This window comes from Nodularia sp. LEGE 04288 (assembly GCF_963896525.1).
Classification (GTDB): domain Bacteria; phylum Cyanobacteriota; class Cyanobacteriia; order Cyanobacteriales; family Nostocaceae; genus Nodularia.
Map to the genome: position 1 here is coordinate 17,850 of NZ_CAWQOY010000066.1, position 16,719 is coordinate 34,568.

The window sequence follows — 16,719 nt, forward strand, 5'->3', positions numbered from 1 at the left end:
ATATGTGGGGGATCTGAGCCTCGCGGTGTCAAGCAAATCAGATAGGATTGCTATATATCCTGTGGATTTTATGTTGAGCAGATACACAATGCAGATTAACCAGTCTCTCCATACAGCCATTCTCGTGACTGACTTAGCAAAATCCGAAAATTTTTATGGTCAGGTGTTGGGATTATCTAAAATAGATCGTACCCTCAAATACCCCGGTGCATGGTATCAAGTGGGTAACTATCAACTCCACCTGATAGTTGCAACTACTGTCCCCACAGATAACCCGCAGGAAAAATGGGGACGCAATCCTCACATTGCTTTTTCTGTGGCTGATTTGGATGTTGCTAAACAAGAGTTACTCAATCAAAATTATCCCATTCAAGTGAGTGCTTCTGGTCGCGCCGCTCTCTTCACTCAAGACCCAGATGGGAATATTATCGAACTCAGTCAGCAGTGATGTGGGGAGTGGGGTTATGAAAATTATTGCTTATGCTTACAGTAATCCTTTACTAGAACCTTCTGCTGATGTCAATGATTGGGGATGGGAGGTGGATCGAGTTTATCAAGATTTGGGTAACAGAACGCAGTTACAGAAATTAATCACGGACTGTAAAACTGAACCAGCAGATTATCTGCTTATCCATCGTTTGGAAGAATTGGGAGAGAGTTTAGACCAAGTGAGCGATCGCTTGCATGAACTCGAAGCAATGGGGATAATCATCATAGCCACCGAACAACCCTACACTTCAGAAAATTCTCTTCTTGGTTCTGATTTGTGGAAATTACTCCAGGAAATCCAACGTCAGCAGCATAGCCGCAGTATCCGCCAAGCACACGCCTACAACCGTCTGCAAGCCTCACCGCCTCCTGGTAAAGCTCCCTATGGCTATCGTCGTAGTCAGGAAAAATATACTATTGATCGCAGTACCTCACCAGTAGTTAAAGATTTTTTTGAACACTTCTTACTTTATGCTTCCCTGCGCGGCGCAGTGCGTTACTTGGCGAAAAAATATGGGAAGAAAATTTCTGTGACTACCGGAAGACGCTGGCTGACTAATCCCGTTTATCGCGGTGATACAGCTTATCACCATAATCAAATTATCTCTGATACCCATATCCCCATCATATCCAGAGAAGAAGCGGCTCAAATTGACCGAATTTTACGGCGTAACAGTCGTTTACCATCTCGAACTGCGAGCGCACCACGTTCTTTAGCTGGGTTGGTGATTTGTAGTCAGTGTCAGTCACATACAACAGTTACCCGTGTCAGCCAGCCCTACCAAGATAAAGAGTATCTTTATTTACGTCCAATTAGCTGTACTCAACATCCCAAATGTCGGGCGATTCCCTACCAGGATGTATTAGAACAGACAATTCAAATTATTTGCCGTGACTTACCCCTGGCTGTAGCCGGAATGGATTTTCCGCAGTTGGATACCATTAAGAACAGTTTAGGGCAAGCGATCGCACGTCAGCAAGAAATCCTCCAGCAATTACCCGCTTTAGTCGAAACCGGGATTTTGGACGATGAAACCGCTAAATTAAGGGCTTACAAACTCCGCACAGAAATTTCTCAACTCCAAGCCAAACTAGCGACACTTCCCCCAGTCAACTTGCGTTCTGTCGCTCAAGCTGTGTCCATTCCCCAATTTTGGTTCGACTTATCAGAAGCCGAAAGAAGATTTTACTTGCGAGAATTTATCAAACAAATTGAAATCATTCGCCAAGAAAAAGCCTGGGAGTTACGGATAATTTTTATTTTTTAGGCGCAGATGTCGGTGCTTTTCCTGTATTCCGCACATTCACAACTTTACCCAGTAAATCAAACCAAAAAGGCGCACCCATCGAAATCGCCACACCACTGACAAACCAACCGAAAATCATCGTTAAAAATTTCCAGATAGAAAAATCATATAACTTAGTTGGATGCCAATCAATTTGCTGTTCTAAATTAATCGCAGTCCAACCAATTGGTAAGGCAATATCTGCTAAAACTTGTTCAGTTTGTTTTTTAAGATTAGCTAAATTTTCCGACGAATCAATATTCTTATTCTGCACAATTTGTCCAACATTATTAATAATGGCAATCCGGACAGAAGCATCTTTTGATAATCGGCTCACGATATGAAATGCATCAGCATTAGCCAGCACTGCAATGCTAAAGCCAATTAACAGCGCCACACCTTTAGCATTTCGTTTATAGACCCCAGCAGCTCGCGCCATTGATTTGTCAAAGGTCTGCTCTAGCTCCTGTTGTAATATATAAATTCCTTCCTCTGTCGTTGTCGCTTTTGTTTCAGCCCGCTTGGCTAAGGTAGCCATATTGTTGATTACAGATGGGGGTAATTTTTTGGTGAATACTTGCAGTTTTTCCCGGAAATATTGAAATGTTTTATAGGCTTCAGTATTTTGATCAGAAAATTCCTTGACTAATCCTTGATGAATATCACTACCTATATTGATTAACTCAACGACTTCATTAATATGAGGTCGCAAACCTTTTAGTAAGATAGTTTGTTCAATGTTGCTAAACATATCTTGTCTGAGAAACATCAGTTTTTGTAAAGCTTTGCCAGCAAAAAACTCATTGGGCATATTTTCTTGAAAAAGCGCGATGAATCTATCTAAAATTTGTGTCATGCGATTCATACTTGTCAGTAAATCAGCTTTCTTGTTTTGAAAATCTGCAATGATTTTGGCAAAATTATTCTCTACTATTTCTGTGAATTCATCGTAGATATTCACAGAAAATTTACTTACTTCGTCATCTATATTATTTACCTGGTTATGAAACTTCAATAAGATATCTTGAATTTCATGTAACTGCTCATCTTTAAAGTTCATCAGTCTTGATTCAGTTAATTTATGAACCAGTACTGGTATGCCTAATGTTTCCATGAAGGCTGTAGCAAAAGTCTCCGCCGGAATATAAGATGGCGCACTGTGTTTTATATTATTTGACTGGCTCTTGTCATCTTTGTTATCCGCTGTTTTATCTTGAGTATATCCAAAAATACTTTTAGTTCTTTTTTCTCCAGATAGGGAAAATTTTACAGGAAGAGATGATAAGAACCAAACCAACTGGCGAGGTAAATTCGTTAAAAATCCTTTTGATTCTTGGTTGACACTTTTAATCAAAGGATGGTTGTACAAGTCATTGACAAAGCTGATCACACTATGATTGTCGGAATTTGTTGCATCACCTGCAACCAGAATTTCAATGGATTTTTTGAGGTGAACTGCACGCCATTGTAAAATGGTTGTAATCATTTCCTGAATCTCGGAAGCTAACAAGCTGAAAATTAAGTAGATAAAAATTAAACCAATTGTTATATCTAAAATAAAAGGTAAACTCATTGGCGCGTTCCTCAACAGGTAGCATATTTATATTGGTACTATTTGTATCATTTTTACTAACTAATTATTGTTAAATAACTTGAACAAAATTAGGGAAATTTTGCCAAAAATTTATCGTTGTCCAGAGAAAATTGAGTTAACGTTGGAACTTAGCAACTGTTCAAAACACATATTGTTACTGGTTGACAACATCAGAGATGCACTTTGGTCTCTATGTAACCAAACCAGCAAGTAAAATGATGATCAGAGAATATGCCAGAAGGAAGTTTTATTTGGGGCTATCTAGAACAACAGCATCGCCCGGTGAATAAATGGATTGATTGGTTATGGCTAATGGTATTACTGTTCGCCGCAGTCTTACTGTTTAGTATCAATCTGGGGGGAGTACCTCTGCGAGATGGGGATGAAGGTACTGTGGCGCAGGTTGCTAGGGAAATTTGGAATGCTCCCGCAGGTTCCATGCGATGGCTTTACCCCACCCTCGGCGGTGAACCGTATCATCACAAACCACCTTTAATCCATTGGCTGATTGCTGGGGCTTATTCTTTGGGAGGCGTGAATGAATGGACAAGCCGCTTACCTAGCTCAATGTTGACTGCAATTTCCGTACCATTGCTGTATTCTATTGGTCGAGAGATATTTCGTCAACGTTGGGCAGCTATTTATAGTGCTTTGATTTATCTGACAATGCTACCGGTGGTGCGTCATGGCAGATTAGCGATTTTAGATGGCGCAGTGGTGAGCTTTTTAATGATCATGATGTTGTGCGTGTTGCGATCGCGCCGGGATTTACGTTACTGTCTCGGTATTGGCATTGGCTTGGGGTTGATTTGTTTAACTCAGGGGCTATTAGGTATATTATTAGGTGCGATCGCCATTGTCTTTTTGTTTTGGGATACACCCAGATTGCTCACCAGTTACTATTTCTGGATAGGCATCTTCATTGGCATTTTACCTGTAGCTGCTTGGTATAGCGCCCAACTGCTGCACTACGGTGACAGCTTTGCTCAAGTTGGCCTTGTCAATCAATCCTTAAGCAAAATCGGCACAGCCATTGAGAGAAATTCTGCACCACCTTGGTACTATGTCATGGAAATTCTCACATGGACATGGCCTTGGTTGATTTTTTTACCCCAAACTGTACGCTTAATTTGGGAAAATCGCAACCTTAGCTGGGCGAAACTCTTGCTGGTATGGAGTCTCGTCTATTTACTAATTATCTCCTTCATGAGTATCAAACTACCTTGGTACTTGTTCCCAATTTACCCTAGTTTAGCCTTAGCTTTTGGCGCTCAGTTAGCAGAAATAGAACATCTGCCCATCACCTCATCCTATCCCCGTATTTGGGTAGGTGGTTTGTCAATACTGGCTGTAGTAGCTTCTGCTGGTAGCATTTACTTCAGTAGTGGGACAATACAGAAAACCGACTTACAGCTGATTTTTGCGGCTGTAGCTTTGACTATGACTTTAGCCGCTATTTTAGCAGAACGAGGTAATGGGCAATTCTTGAAGATTTTACTTTGGGGAAGTTATATTTCTCTGTTGCTATTAATGAGATCAAACTACTGGGTTTGGGAATTAAAAGAGGCTTATCCAGTCAAACCAGTGGCTGCGATGATCATGCAAGCAGACCCACAAGTCAAGAAAATTTATACATCTTTTGCTTACCATAGAAGCTCATTAGATTTTTATAGCGCTTCCTCCGGAAAGCTACGCTATCGCACCATTATTCCCGCTTCTGTCAGCGAACTGCAATATCATTGGCACTACACTGGACAACCATACTTCTTAATCAATGCAGATGTGATCAAAGAACTCCAACTTCAATCAATCAAGCAGATTGATCAAGCTGGAGATTGGATATTAATCACCAAAGAACCCAGTCGATTGTAAAGGAAATTGATTTTTGCCCTACCATTATTCCCCTTCTGGAATTTTCTCTATGGTAGGCAATGGCTGATCATATTTTGTATTTTGCTGCGTCATAGTGATCATACTGAAGAAAATAGCCAGACCCACAGCCAAGCTTAATACAGGACGCTTGATTAGAATAAAATCTCGTATAATTCTAGCTAAAGGACTACTTTGACGACGGAGAGCCGAACAAAGCATAATTTGTTTAAGCATAAACGGATCGCGGACATAGTGGCCACTGCGACAGACTACTAGCCTCTGCTGACAATACGGACAGCTAAACAAGCCAATGTGTGAGTCGGCCAGTCTTTGTTTGGCATTTCTTTGACAAATTGGGCAAGCAACATAATCATTATCAAAGGTGTGTATATTCATCTACCTCGTCCGCTTAGTCCATTTACTCGCTCTATAACAATAGCTATATTGCATTTGGGGAAAATACTTAGTAGACCTCACAGTGTGATCTGACATCAGGCACAAATCAATCTGTGTAATTGTATTTCTACGAAGCATGACTCAATGGTCGCAACACGAGTATAGCTAGATTTAGGTGAAGATGGCTGTTGTTTCCGGTTCGCCGATGGTACATCCATGCAGCTCACAGATCCTATATTTATGTTCTCTACAGAGAATAAGTCAGCCCTGACTCGCACCCCACTAGCGATCGTTGACCGTGCCAATTTTAGATTTTAGATTTTGGATTTTGGATTTTGGAATTGTTTTTTTGGTTCAAGCCCCTCGGCTATACCTGTTCATCAATCTAAAATCCCCCAGGTGTATCCACAAGGGAATACAGTCAATCTAAAATCCCCAATTGTTTGACCATCGATAATTAATTCTCTCTTATTTAACCATTCTCATGATAAAAATTTTAACAAGCCGAATGTTTTTTGACTGAACCTTTGTAAATCCCTCAAATTATACTTAACTTGTCTGCTTGATCAAGAATGGCTGACAATAAGAAGTAGCAGCGCCAAATTTAAGTTTTTTCTGACCGATAGTTCCTTAATGGTACAAGCCTCCAGATTTATCTGTGGAATTAATCCCAAATCCAAAATCTAAAATTGTTTGACATTTACCCCACCTCTCAATGACTCTCTTGCCTCCCAGCGAACTGAGGAAGGTAACGGAACAACCTATATTTCCTAACCCTTCTACTCGTTTAACACAACTGATTAACCGTTTTCAACTATCTCCAGAAACTGTTGTACTATTTTTAGCCCTGCTCATTGGCGGTGGTACAGGTATGGGCGTAGTCACATTTCACTACTTAATTGAGCTGATTCATCACCTGATGCGAGCAAAATTCATGGGTGCAATTAGTGTCTGGGGTAACTGGACTTTTGCCTGTGTTCCCATTTTGGGTGGGTTAATTGTGGGATTGATGCGTTGGTATGCTCAAGACTTTGGCCCCGGACTTTCATCAATGATTGCTGCCTCTCAGGGAACAGAACTCAAGCAACAATTACGGCCAGTCACGAAAATGTTAGCTGCATCTGTTTCCTTGGGAAGTGGTGCTTCCTTGGGGACTGAAGGGCCAAGTGTAGAAATTGGGGCAAATTTTGGGATGCTGTTGTCTGTGATTCTCAAAGTGTCTCAAGAGCGACAACGGTTACTTTTAGGTGCTGGTGCGGCGGCTGGATTAGCAGCTGGATTTAACGCGCCCATCGCTGGAGTATTTTTTGCTTTAGAAGTGGTGATGGGAGCAACATCTTTTGCCACTTCTGCTGTCAGTGTAGTCCTGCTAGCCGCAGTCGTAGCAGCATTAATTGCTCAAATTGGCTTGGGCGCACAACCTGCTTTTGACTTACCTGTTTATCAAGTCCGCAGTCTTTTGGAATTACCGCTTTATCTGGGGTTAGGTTTAGGAGCCAGTTTAGTTTCTTTGACTTATACAGGAACTGTTCGTTTAGCAAAAGCCGCCTTTGCTGGGTTAATTCCAGGTTTTGGCTTGTTAGGACGCATCCCTAAACCGATACATCCCTTGATTGGCGGCCTCATCCTCGGCACAGTCGCTTTACAATTTCCCCAAATTTTAGGCATCGGTTATGAAACTGTGGAAGCCATGCTTCAGGATGTCGAGTTTTCTCCGCATCTATTGGTTGTATTGTTAGTACTTAAATTATTAATGACGGCAATCAGTACGAGTAGTGGCTTCGTGGGTGGTTTATTTGCACCAGCGATGTTTCTGGGTGCTTCTTTTGGATCTGCTTACGCTAAAATAGTCACTCTGCTATTTCCGGCAGTTGGTGAGGTGATGGCGGCTCCTCCAGCCTATGCAATGGTGGGGATGGCAGCAGTTTTGGCGGCGAGTGTCAGAGCGCCATTAACAGCTATTTTGATGTTATTTGAATTAACCCGTGACTACCGCATTGTTTTACCTTTAATGGCAGCAGTCGGTTTAAGTGTGTGGGTCATAGAACAGTTTAAGCCAAATTTAAACTCTAATTCTAATCTCCAACAAATTGGTCTTTCTGAGTTGAAAGACGAGCAGGCGGAAATTGTCCAGCAAATTTTGGTAGAAGATGCTATGGTAATTTACCCGAAAAAGTTACCTGCAACTTTGGGAGTGTTAGAGGCAGCTCTTGAAATGATTCGCGATCGCTGTCGGAGTGCTTTAGTAATTGATCAAGCAGACCAATTAGTTGGTATCCTATCTCTAGAAGACATTAATCGTGTTCTTCGTCTACCGCAAAATTACTCGTCTTCTACCAATGAAATTCCCAGTAATTTCGCGAATCAAACTCTGATTGATATTTGTACCACTGAAATTATCTATGCTTGGCGGGATGAACTTTTGTCTGAAGCTTTAGATCGGATGTCCCTTCGAGGTTTGCACCAGTTACCTGTGGTAGCACGAGATAATTCTGAGTACATTTTAGGCTTACTAGAACGCGAGCAAGTGACATTAATATGCAGCTTGACAGTAACGCACAAGGCAGTTCAGCAATATTTAGCAGCAACAGTCAAACAATTTTAGATTTTAGATTTTAGATTTGGGATTGATTCCACAGATAAATTTGGGAGCTTGTACCATTAAGGCAACTATTGGTCATTAGCCATTAGCCTTTTTCTGGGAGAGAGACGCGACGCGGTAAGCGCAGCTATGGCTGTCAGGGCTTGATGGCTACCGCTCATGGTAAATCATTAGCCAATGGTCAGTAGCCAGTGGAAAAATTAACAACTGACAACTGACAACTGACAACTTATTAAGCTGTAGCTTCTATAGCTTCCAGACCTTCCTTCTCATCTGCGTCTACCTGTCTGAGACGAATATGTTTTTTCCCCAAGGTGATGATAAACTCATCTCCTGGGTTGAGATTCATCTGTTTTGTATAAGCTGAACCTATCAATAAATTACCGTTTGATTGCACGCTAATTCTATAGCTAGCACTGCGCCCACCACGTCCATTGGCACTGGGTGAACTGTCTAACTGAATGCCTTCAGCATCAATCAGGGCATTCAAAAATTTCATCATATTCACACGCTCGATACCATTTTTGGTAATGGTATAGTAGCCGCACTGCTTGGCTTTATCTTCTTTGCTAAGGCTCTCTAGCTCTTTAACTTTTTTGAGCAGTTCTTCACCCAGTAGGGGTTCTATTTTTTTCAATTTAGGCATCAACTTAGATGAGAAATGAATGGTTGAAGTAGTTGAATCGATTTTATTTTGGCTGAGATTGAACTAGTAAGAACAAAATCCTTTAGTTTTTATCTCAGCTTTGCCAAGTATATTACACTCATAGGTGAAATTGTTACACAATTATCAATATTGTCAAGACAATCTATTTTCTAGAATGCTCATAACTATATCTAGTTTGTGATCACTGCTAGACTATATTTGTTTAAGTTTCCTAAAGCCCCGCGCAAAACTTGTATACTTGGTAAGCTTGATAATGAGAAAACAAGATGATCAGCAAAACTGATCCTTTAATCATTACCATTAGTAATTATTCCCTGGTCAGTGGTCAAAACAAAACAACTGACAACTGATAAATAAACAAAACTTGCCAGCATGAAACTAACTACCAGAGGACATTACAGTGTCAAGGCATTGCTAGATTTAAGTTTACAGCCGAGTTATGGCCCAGCATCAGTGAGAGCGATCGCACTTCGTCAAGATATCCCAGCCCCTTACCTGGAAAAGTTGCTCATAGAAATGCGTCGGGCTGGATTAGTCAAATCAATTCGGGGTAGCATTGGCGGATACCAACTAGCATTAAAGCCTGTACAAATTTCTATAGGTCAAATTTTAGAGGCCGTCGGCGAAAATATGACTCGTTTACCCCATCACACCCCAACGCCGGCGCAAACTGAAGATTGGGTGACATTCACTCTCTGGCAAAGACTCAACCAAAAGCTCAAAGAAGCTTTGTACAGTATTACTCTGGCTGATCTCTATTACGATGCTCGTAGTTGGCAAGCTTCTCTGGGAGAAGAAGCGAGTTTTGTGGTTTAGTCATTGGTCAGACAATTTTGGATTTTAGATTTTGGATTTTGGATTGACTCCAGAAATAAATCTGGGGGCTTGTAGCATTAAGGAACTATTAGTCATTAGTCATACGCTTTCACATACAAGACAAATGACATCATCTGTGGTTTTAATCCTGGCGGCACTGTTAGATTACTTCATTGGTGATCCTTGGGGTTGGCCTCATCCGGTGCAAGTTATGGGATGGGTAATTTCTCGCTTGACTAAATTCTTTATTCAAGTCTGCCATCATCCTCTAACACAACGCATAGCGGGAATTGTTTTAGGCATCACCTTAATATTTGGTAGCGGCTGTCTAGGTTGGTTATTAATTCAAACTGCCAAAGGGCTGCATCCATTGGGGGGAATCCTCTTAGAAAGCATTCTTTTAGCTAGTTGTTTTGCTTTGAAAAGTCTGCGAACAGCTGCGTCAGCTGTTTTAAAACCATTAACCGCAGGAGATTTACCGTCAGCTCAGAATATTTTAAGTAATTATGTCGGTAGAGATACCCAAAAGCTCTCAGAAGCCGAAATTTTGCGAGCTGTGTTAGAAACTGTTACCGAAAATGCTACTGATGGCGTTATGGCTCCACTTTTTTATGCCATTGTGGGTGCTTGTGTGCCGGGTGTGGGTTTAATTCCTCTGGCTTTAGCATACAAAGCTAGTAGTACCCTTGATTCAATGGTGGGTTATCTGCACGCGCCCTATACTTATTTAGGGTGGTTTAGTGCTAGGTTTGAAGACTATTTAACTTGGCTACCTTGTCGCTTCACGGTGATTACTTTGGCACTGTTATCAGGTAAACCCCGCTATGTTTGGCGAATGTGTTGCCGAGATGCAGTCAAAGACCCCAGTCCCAATTCTGGCTGGAGTGAGTGTGCTTATGCTGCGATTTTGGGTGTGCAAATGGGAGGCACAAATTGGTATGGCGGAGTACCTAAACCAAAACCACTACTAGGAGATGCAATTCATCCTATTACCCCAACTTCCATTGAAACTGCCTTATTATTGACTCGATATTCTTTTTTATTATGGTTAGGCATAGCGATCGCTTTATTATTCATCTTCGATAAACAGGTAATCATAAAATAGAGCATTGGGCATTGCGTCCCCTTGTACAGAAGCGATTCATGGCCTCTCTACTCATTCCCCCATCTAAACTATGTCTGCCAAAGTAGTTGAAATTCTTTCCTCAGAAGACCTCCGTCGGACCTTAACTCGCCTAGCCTCTCAGATTGTGGAAAAGTCCCGTGATTTATCCCAACTGGTACTCCTCGGTATTTATACGAGAGGAGCGCTATTAGCAGAATTATTGGCACGTCAAATTGAGACACTCGAAGGTGTCAACGTGGCAGTAGGAGCATTAGATATTACATTCTATCGAGATGATCTTGACAAAATTGGCTTAAGGACTCCTGCGAAAACCAACATCCCTTTTGACCTCACAGGGAAGACAGTTGTCCTGGTAGATGACGTAATTTTCAAAGGTCGGACGATTCGCGCTGCTTTGAATGCTGTTACTGAGTATGGTAGACCAGAAGTGATTCGTTTAGCCGTCTTAGTAGATAGAGGTCATCGAGAAGTTCCAATTCACCCAGATTTCATTGGTAAGCGACTACCTACCGCTAAAGAAGAAATTGTCAAAGTTTACTTACAAGATTGGGATGACAGAGATGCAGTTGAGTTGATCGGGGTAAATAACTAGGAATGGGGATTTAATCAAATACAGTACCTCACCCCAAACCCTCTTCTTAACTTCCCATAGCGTCTCCCTCTTCTCGCTGGTGGCTACCGTGTACACACAAGTCCTATGTGTCTGCGTTTACGTCTATTTTGCCCCCTAAATCCCCCAAGTCTGGGGGACTTTGAAAATTCTTGTTCCCCCATAATTGGGGGCTAGGGGGCGATTCTGTAAGAGCTTGGCTAAATTCGATCACTTGTGTGTACACGCCAAGGGAAAAGGAGAGGGGAGACTTTGACAAAAGTTCAAGGCTGGTGAAAACTTCAAATACTAAAGTATCAAACATTGCATATTCGTTCACTTAATTCAGTAAAATAACTTAAATTGCTCAATTTTGATGCCATCCACCTTCAGGCATACTACTATAATTAGAATAAAGTTATTTACTCACACTTTTGAGATAATTTCGCTCATAATTTGAGCCAAATCAAGCGCAGTGAAGACTTAACTGATTTGGAGTACCAATTAGCAGATGTGTTGTAAATTATATGGCACTTGAAAACAAACTGCTCACAGGCAGCACTTTATCATCATTTACCCGATGTCTTCCCTACTTTATAACTTGACAAAATAACGATTAATACGAAGGCAAGTTGTAATTTAGTATTAGTAGGAAAAATTTAATGAACTCTTCAGTGTGTAATCATGAAGCAGCAAGGATTGCGGCTCTCTATGAATATGAGATTCTCGACTCTGCACCAGAACAAGTATTCGATGATCTAGCGTTCTTAGCCGCGCAAATTTGTGATACACCAATAGCTTTAATTAATTTACTGGATGCCAATCGTCAATGGTTCAAAGCCAAAATTGGGTTGGATATTCCGCAAATACCCATGAACATCGGGTTTTGTAGACGTTGCGTTCAGCAAAAGGAAACTTTAATTATTCCTGATGCCTTAGCAGATGAGGAGTATGCCACAGACGCAGTAGTTACTTCCGAACCTTATGCCAGATTTTATGCTGGCGTACCTCTGATAGTACCAGGAGGTGAGGCTATTGGGACTATATCCATAGTAGATCGCATCCCACGCCAAATCACTGCAAAACAGGTGGAAGCACTGGAAGCGATTAGTCGTTTGATAGTTACACAACTAGAAGTCCGGCGTAACTCAATAGACATCTTTGCAGGTCAACGAGCTGATGTGCAAATCTGCGAACAAACGGCATTGCTAGACATCGCTACAGATGCAATAATTGTGCGAGATTTATCTCACAATATTTTAGTTTGGAACAAAAGCGCGGAAACGATTTATGGTTGGTCAGCAGCAGAAGCCATTGGTGAGAATGCTATGGAACTTTTGGATAAACAAGCTTTACCAAAAGACTCAGAAATTTATCAAGATGTCTTACAGTATGGCTGTTGGCAGGGAGAACTGCAAAAAAATACTAAATCTGGGGTAAACATCATAGTTGAAAGTCGCTGGAATTTGCTGGGCGATGACACTATTTTGATAGTTGACACAGATATCACGCAGCGAAAGGAACTAGAAAAAAAAATTCTCCGCGCTCAACGTGTGGAAAGAATTGGGACTCTGGCTAGTGGGATTGCTCACGATTTAAATAATGTGTTGTCACCCATTTTAATGTCAGTACATTTATTGCAACCTAAATGTGGCGATCGCGAAACTCTGAAGATTTTATCTATCATAGAAAGTAACACAAAACATGGTATTAATTTAGTTAAACAAGTGCTGTCTTTTGTCCAAGGTATGGAAGGTGATATTCCCCTACAACCTGCGGCAGTTCAACACACGGTGATTCAGGTAAAAGACTTGATTTTAGAAATGCAGCAAATTGTAGAACAAACATTTCCGAAATCAATTAGCCTCTCCACAGAAATTCCAGCAGACTTATGGCCAATTTGGGGAAACAGCACGCAATTCCATCAGATATTGATGAATCTATGTCTCAACGCTCGTGATGCTATGACTAAAGGTGGAAATTTGTCAATATCGGCGGATAACATTTTTATTGATCAAACCTATGCCAGAATGTCTGTTGATGCTCAAGTGGGTGATTATATTGTCCTGACAGTTACTGACACTGGTTTAGGCATGAATCAGAAAATTTTAGACAAAATCTTTGACCCATTTTTCACAACCAAGGAAATTGATCAAGGTACGGGACTAGGATTATCAACAGTCACCCGCATCGTTGAAGAACATCATGGATTTATTCAAGTATCGAGTTTGGTCGGCAAAGGGACGAAATTTCAGGTATATTTACCAGCCATAACTGCATGATCAAGAAAGATTCTGCCCTGATTTTAGTTGTAGATGATGATGACTTTAGCCGAATGGAACTGTGCCATCAGCTCAAACAAGCGGGATATCAGTTAGCAGAAGCAAGTAACGGTATAGAAGCACTTGCTATCTATACTGATCTACAGCCAGATATAGTTTTACTGGATGCCATGATGCCAGTCATGGATGGATTTACCTGCTGCGCTCAATTGCAAACACTTCCAAATGCTCAAAACACACTTGTGTTAATCATGACTGCTCTTGACGATCAAGCATCTGTGGAGCAAGCTTTTGCAGTCGGTGCAGCTGATTTGGTGACTAAGCCAATTCAATGGACGGTATTATTTCACAGATTACGCTGTTTGTTGGCAGCTGATCATGCCATGCAGGAATTACGAAGGCAAACTCAGTTAGCACAATTGCAAGAGCAACAAATGGCGATGGCATTGGAGGCAGCCCACATGGGTATTTGGAACTGGAACCTGTTGACCAACAAAATTACTTGGTCTGATACCCTGCGACTTCTCTATGGCTGGGAATCAGCCACTTTTCCAGGTAATTATGACGCTTTTATTAATTGCATTCATCCTCAAGATCAGGATTTTGTCAGATACGTGGATCAGCGAGCGATTCGGGAAGGGATAGACTATGATATTCAATTTCGTGTGGTTTTACCCGATGGCAAGATTCGCTGGTTAGCCAGCAAAGGAGCAGCTTTTCATGATGCTTCAGGTGTGGCTGTGCGGATGTCTGGGGTAGATAGAGATATTACCAAATGCAAGGAAGCAGAGTCAGCCTTGGAGATGCGTGCTAATCAACAAGCGGTTGTCGCTGAACTTAGTCAAAAGGCTCTAGCGGGGATAGATTTGACTACATTGATGAACTCCTGTGTCACCCTTGTTGCTCAACACTTAAAGGTGGAATATGCCAAGATTTTGGAACTGTTACCAGATGGTGAGACATTACTACTGAGGGCGGGAGTAGGTTGGCAATCGGGGTTGGTGGGACAAGCAACTGTCAGCACTGATATCAAGTCTCAAGCTGGTTATACTTTGCTTTCTGATGAACCAGTGATTGTGACTAACCTTCAGCAAGAAACGCGATTTCATGGCCCCGCACTGCTAAATGACCATCAAGTGGTGAGTGGTATCAGTGTGGTCATTCATGGCCAAGAATCTGCTTTTGGGGTATTAGGCGCACACACAACCAGAGAGCGTACTTTTACCAAAGATGATATTTATTTTCTCCAAGGTATCGCCAACACTTTAGCGACCGCGATTGAGCGTCAACGATTTGAGGATGCACTGAAAAAGAGTGAAGAACGTTGGCAATTAGCTGTGCAGAGTAGCAATGATGGCATTTGGGACTGGAACCTGATCACTAATGAAGTATTTTTTTCTCGGCGCTGGAAGGAAATGCTTGGTTACGAAGACCACGAAATTTCCTCTGATGCCCATGAATGGTGTTCCCGGATATGTCCAGAACATTACCATGCGGTGCAACAAGCAATTGCTGACCACAAAGCCAAGAAAACCCCATTTTTGATTATTGAGTTTCAAGTGCGGTGTAAGGATGGCTCTTACAAGTGGATTTTGACTCGTGCTAAGGCTGTGTGGGATGAAGATGGTTATGTAGTGCGGATGATTGGCGGGATTATGGACATTAGCAAACGCCGCGCCGCTCTGGACGAACTCCAAGAGGTACAAGCGCAATTACAACGCCAAAACTGGCGAAGCCTTGAGGCGGCTTCCGCGTCGCAATTATTCGCCAAGATCACTCTGAAAATTCGCCAGTCTTTACAAATCGATCAAATTCTCCAAACCAGTGTTACAGAACTCCAAAAGCTACTACACGCCGACCGGGTATTAATTTTGCAGGTACGTAGCAATGGTTCTTACAAGGTGCGGGAAGAAGCAGGAGTCAGCGGTGTACCTGTTGTTTTAGGACAGATGATTGGCAATACTTGTTTGGGAGAAGGTTACATTGAGCAATATCGCCAGGGGCGGATTAGTGCGATTACTGATATAGAACAGGCTGGACTCCAACCTCTCTATGTGAAATGGCTGCAACAATTTGGAGTTAAAGCTAATCTTATTGTTCCGGTTTTCCGCGAACAACAACTTTGGGGGCTGCTGATTGCTCATCAGTGCGATCGCCCCCGTGAATGGACAGAATGGGAAATTGAACTGTTGCGACAACTCGCTGATCAAATAGGTATCGCCCTCGCTCAAAGTTTAATCCTCGACAAAGAAACTCGTCAACGCCAAGAACTCGCCCGTTCTAACCAAGAATTGCAAGAATTTGCCTTTATTGCTTCCCATGATTTACAAGAGCCACTCCGGAAAATTATCACTTTTGGCGATCGCCTCAAAACTACCTGCGAAAATGACTTAAGCGCACCAGGACGCGATTATCTAGAACGAATGCAGAATGCAGCCTTGAGGATGCAGACTTTGATTAAAGACCTCTTGACACTTTCACGAGTTACCACTAGGGCGCAGCCTTTTGTAGCGGTGAATTTGACCCAAATCGCCCAAGAGGTATTGTCTGATTTAGAAGTCAGTATTCAGCAAACCAATGGACGTGTAGAAATCGGTGATTTACCCACTCTGAAAGCTGACCCCCTACAGATGCGCCAATTACTGCAAAACCTCATCGGTAACGCCCTGAAATTTCACCAACCCCAAACGCCGCCTGTGGTGAAAGTCTACAGTCAAATTTTGCATTGTCAATCAGATCAAGTTTCTGTAATTTCCGAAATTTGCCAAATCACTGTTGAAGATAATGGCATTGGTTTTGCTCAAAAATATGTTGACCGCATTTTCAACGTCTTTCAACGTTTACATGGTCGTCAGGAATATCAGGGTACTGGTGTGGGTTTAGCTATCTGCCGCAAGATTGCCGAACGACATCATGGGATAATCACAGTAGAAAGTCACCCAGGACAAGGCGCAAAATTTATGGTCACGTTGCCGATTAATAGCCACTTGTAATTATTCT

Annotated in this window: 11 protein-coding genes and 1 pseudogene; 9 read left to right on the forward strand and 3 right to left on the reverse strand. The window is 41.9% G+C overall.

All coding sequences use genetic code 11. The annotated features are described in order from the left end of the window. Nucleotides 1-88: 88 nt before the first annotated feature. Nucleotides 89-448, forward strand: coding sequence for a VOC family protein (locus tag AACX33_RS04950; RefSeq protein ID WP_194001643.1), 360 nt, complete (start codon nucleotides 89-91; stop codon nucleotides 446-448). Between the two features lie 16 nt (nucleotides 449-464). Further along, nucleotides 465-1,757, forward strand: a complete 1,293-nt coding sequence (locus AACX33_RS04955; RefSeq protein WP_194001641.1) for a recombinase family protein — start codon at nucleotides 465-467, stop codon at nucleotides 1,755-1,757. On the opposite strand, the gene AACX33_RS04960 is transcribed toward AACX33_RS04955, so the two are convergent. After that, complete coding sequence (locus tag AACX33_RS04960) at nucleotides 1,747-3,348, reverse strand: hypothetical protein (protein ID WP_194001639.1); 1,602 nt, start codon at nucleotides 3,346-3,348, stop codon at nucleotides 1,747-1,749. The genes AACX33_RS04955 and AACX33_RS04960 overlap by 11 nt on opposite strands. A gap of 252 nt (nucleotides 3,349-3,600) precedes the next feature. Here AACX33_RS04960 and AACX33_RS04965 point away from each other — a divergent pair, with 252 nt between their 5' ends. After that, on the forward strand, nucleotides 3,601-5,241 hold the full coding sequence (locus AACX33_RS04965; RefSeq protein WP_194001637.1) for an ArnT family glycosyltransferase: 1,641 nt from the start codon (nucleotides 3,601-3,603) through the stop codon (nucleotides 5,239-5,241). A 24-nt stretch (nucleotides 5,242-5,265) separates the two neighbouring features. Here AACX33_RS04965 and AACX33_RS04970 read toward each other — a convergent pair whose 3' ends face one another. Then, complete coding sequence (locus AACX33_RS04970; RefSeq protein WP_194001635.1) at nucleotides 5,266-5,637, reverse strand: hypothetical protein; 372 nt, start codon at nucleotides 5,635-5,637, stop codon at nucleotides 5,266-5,268. Nucleotides 5,638-6,352: 715 nt separating this feature from the next. On the opposite strand from AACX33_RS04970, the gene AACX33_RS04975 reads away from it, so the two are divergent. After that, nucleotides 6,353-8,242 (forward strand): chloride channel protein, encoded by a 1,890-nt coding sequence (locus AACX33_RS04975; RefSeq protein ID WP_194001633.1) that lies wholly within the window; start codon nucleotides 6,353-6,355, stop codon nucleotides 8,240-8,242. Between the two features lie 229 nt (nucleotides 8,243-8,471). Here the strand turns inward: AACX33_RS04975 and AACX33_RS04980 are convergent, their stop codons facing one another. Further along, nucleotides 8,472-8,885 carry an AbrB family transcriptional regulator gene (locus AACX33_RS04980; protein WP_194001631.1) on the reverse strand — a complete coding sequence of 138 codons (414 nt, stop codon included), beginning with the start codon at nucleotides 8,883-8,885 and terminating at the stop codon, nucleotides 8,472-8,474. A 393-nt stretch (nucleotides 8,886-9,278) separates the two neighbouring features. On the opposite strand from AACX33_RS04980, the gene AACX33_RS04985 reads away from it, so the two are divergent. From AACX33_RS04985 to AACX33_RS05005, 5 genes and pseudogenes are all read left to right on the forward strand, one after another. Continuing rightward, on the forward strand, nucleotides 9,279-9,722 hold the full coding sequence (locus AACX33_RS04985) for an Rrf2 family transcriptional regulator (RefSeq protein WP_194001629.1): 444 nt from the start codon (nucleotides 9,279-9,281) through the stop codon (nucleotides 9,720-9,722). A gap of 124 nt (nucleotides 9,723-9,846) precedes the next feature. Continuing rightward, nucleotides 9,847-10,827: an adenosylcobinamide-phosphate synthase CbiB gene (cbiB, locus tag AACX33_RS04990; protein WP_194001627.1), complete on the forward strand. Its 981-nt coding sequence runs from the start codon at nucleotides 9,847-9,849 to the stop codon at nucleotides 10,825-10,827. Nucleotides 10,828-10,897: 70 nt separating this feature from the next. Further along, on the forward strand, nucleotides 10,898-11,440 hold the full coding sequence (gene pyrR / locus AACX33_RS04995; RefSeq protein ID WP_194001624.1) for a bifunctional pyr operon transcriptional regulator/uracil phosphoribosyltransferase PyrR: 543 nt from the start codon (nucleotides 10,898-10,900) through the stop codon (nucleotides 11,438-11,440). Nucleotides 11,441-12,099: 659 nt separating this feature from the next. Then, nucleotides 12,100-13,710 (forward strand): annotated as a pseudogene (locus AACX33_RS05000) (ATP-binding protein); the annotation flags it as partial. 5 nt (nucleotides 13,711-13,715) lie between these two features. Further along, a complete protein-coding gene (locus AACX33_RS05005; protein ID WP_194001620.1) occupies nucleotides 13,716-16,712 on the forward strand; it encodes a PAS domain-containing protein in 2,997 nt (998 codons plus the stop codon). Nucleotides 16,713-16,719: the final 7 nt, after the last annotated feature.

Coding starts and splice junctions, on each gene's coding strand:
- AACX33_RS04950 (WP_194001643.1), top strand. CDS start 89: ATGCAGATTAACCAGTCTCTCCATACAGCCATTCTCGTGACTGACTTA.
- AACX33_RS04955 (WP_194001641.1), top strand. CDS start 465: ATGAAAATTATTGCTTATGCTTACAGTAATCCTTTACTAGAACCTTCT.
- AACX33_RS04960 (WP_194001639.1), bottom strand. CDS start 3,348: ATGAGTTTACCTTTTATTTTAGATATAACAATTGGTTTAATTTTTATC.
- AACX33_RS04965 (WP_194001637.1), top strand. CDS start 3,601: ATGCCAGAAGGAAGTTTTATTTGGGGCTATCTAGAACAACAGCATCGC.
- AACX33_RS04970 (WP_194001635.1), bottom strand. CDS start 5,637: ATGAATATACACACCTTTGATAATGATTATGTTGCTTGCCCAATTTGT.
- AACX33_RS04975 (WP_194001633.1), top strand. CDS start 6,353: ATGACTCTCTTGCCTCCCAGCGAACTGAGGAAGGTAACGGAACAACCT.
- AACX33_RS04980 (WP_194001631.1), bottom strand. CDS start 8,885: ATGCCTAAATTGAAAAAAATAGAACCCCTACTGGGTGAAGAACTGCTC.
- AACX33_RS04985 (WP_194001629.1), top strand. CDS start 9,279: ATGAAACTAACTACCAGAGGACATTACAGTGTCAAGGCATTGCTAGAT.
- cbiB (WP_194001627.1), top strand. CDS start 9,847: ATGACATCATCTGTGGTTTTAATCCTGGCGGCACTGTTAGATTACTTC.
- pyrR (WP_194001624.1), top strand. CDS start 10,898: ATGTCTGCCAAAGTAGTTGAAATTCTTTCCTCAGAAGACCTCCGTCGG.
- AACX33_RS05005 (WP_194001620.1), top strand. CDS start 13,716: ATGATCAAGAAAGATTCTGCCCTGATTTTAGTTGTAGATGATGATGAC.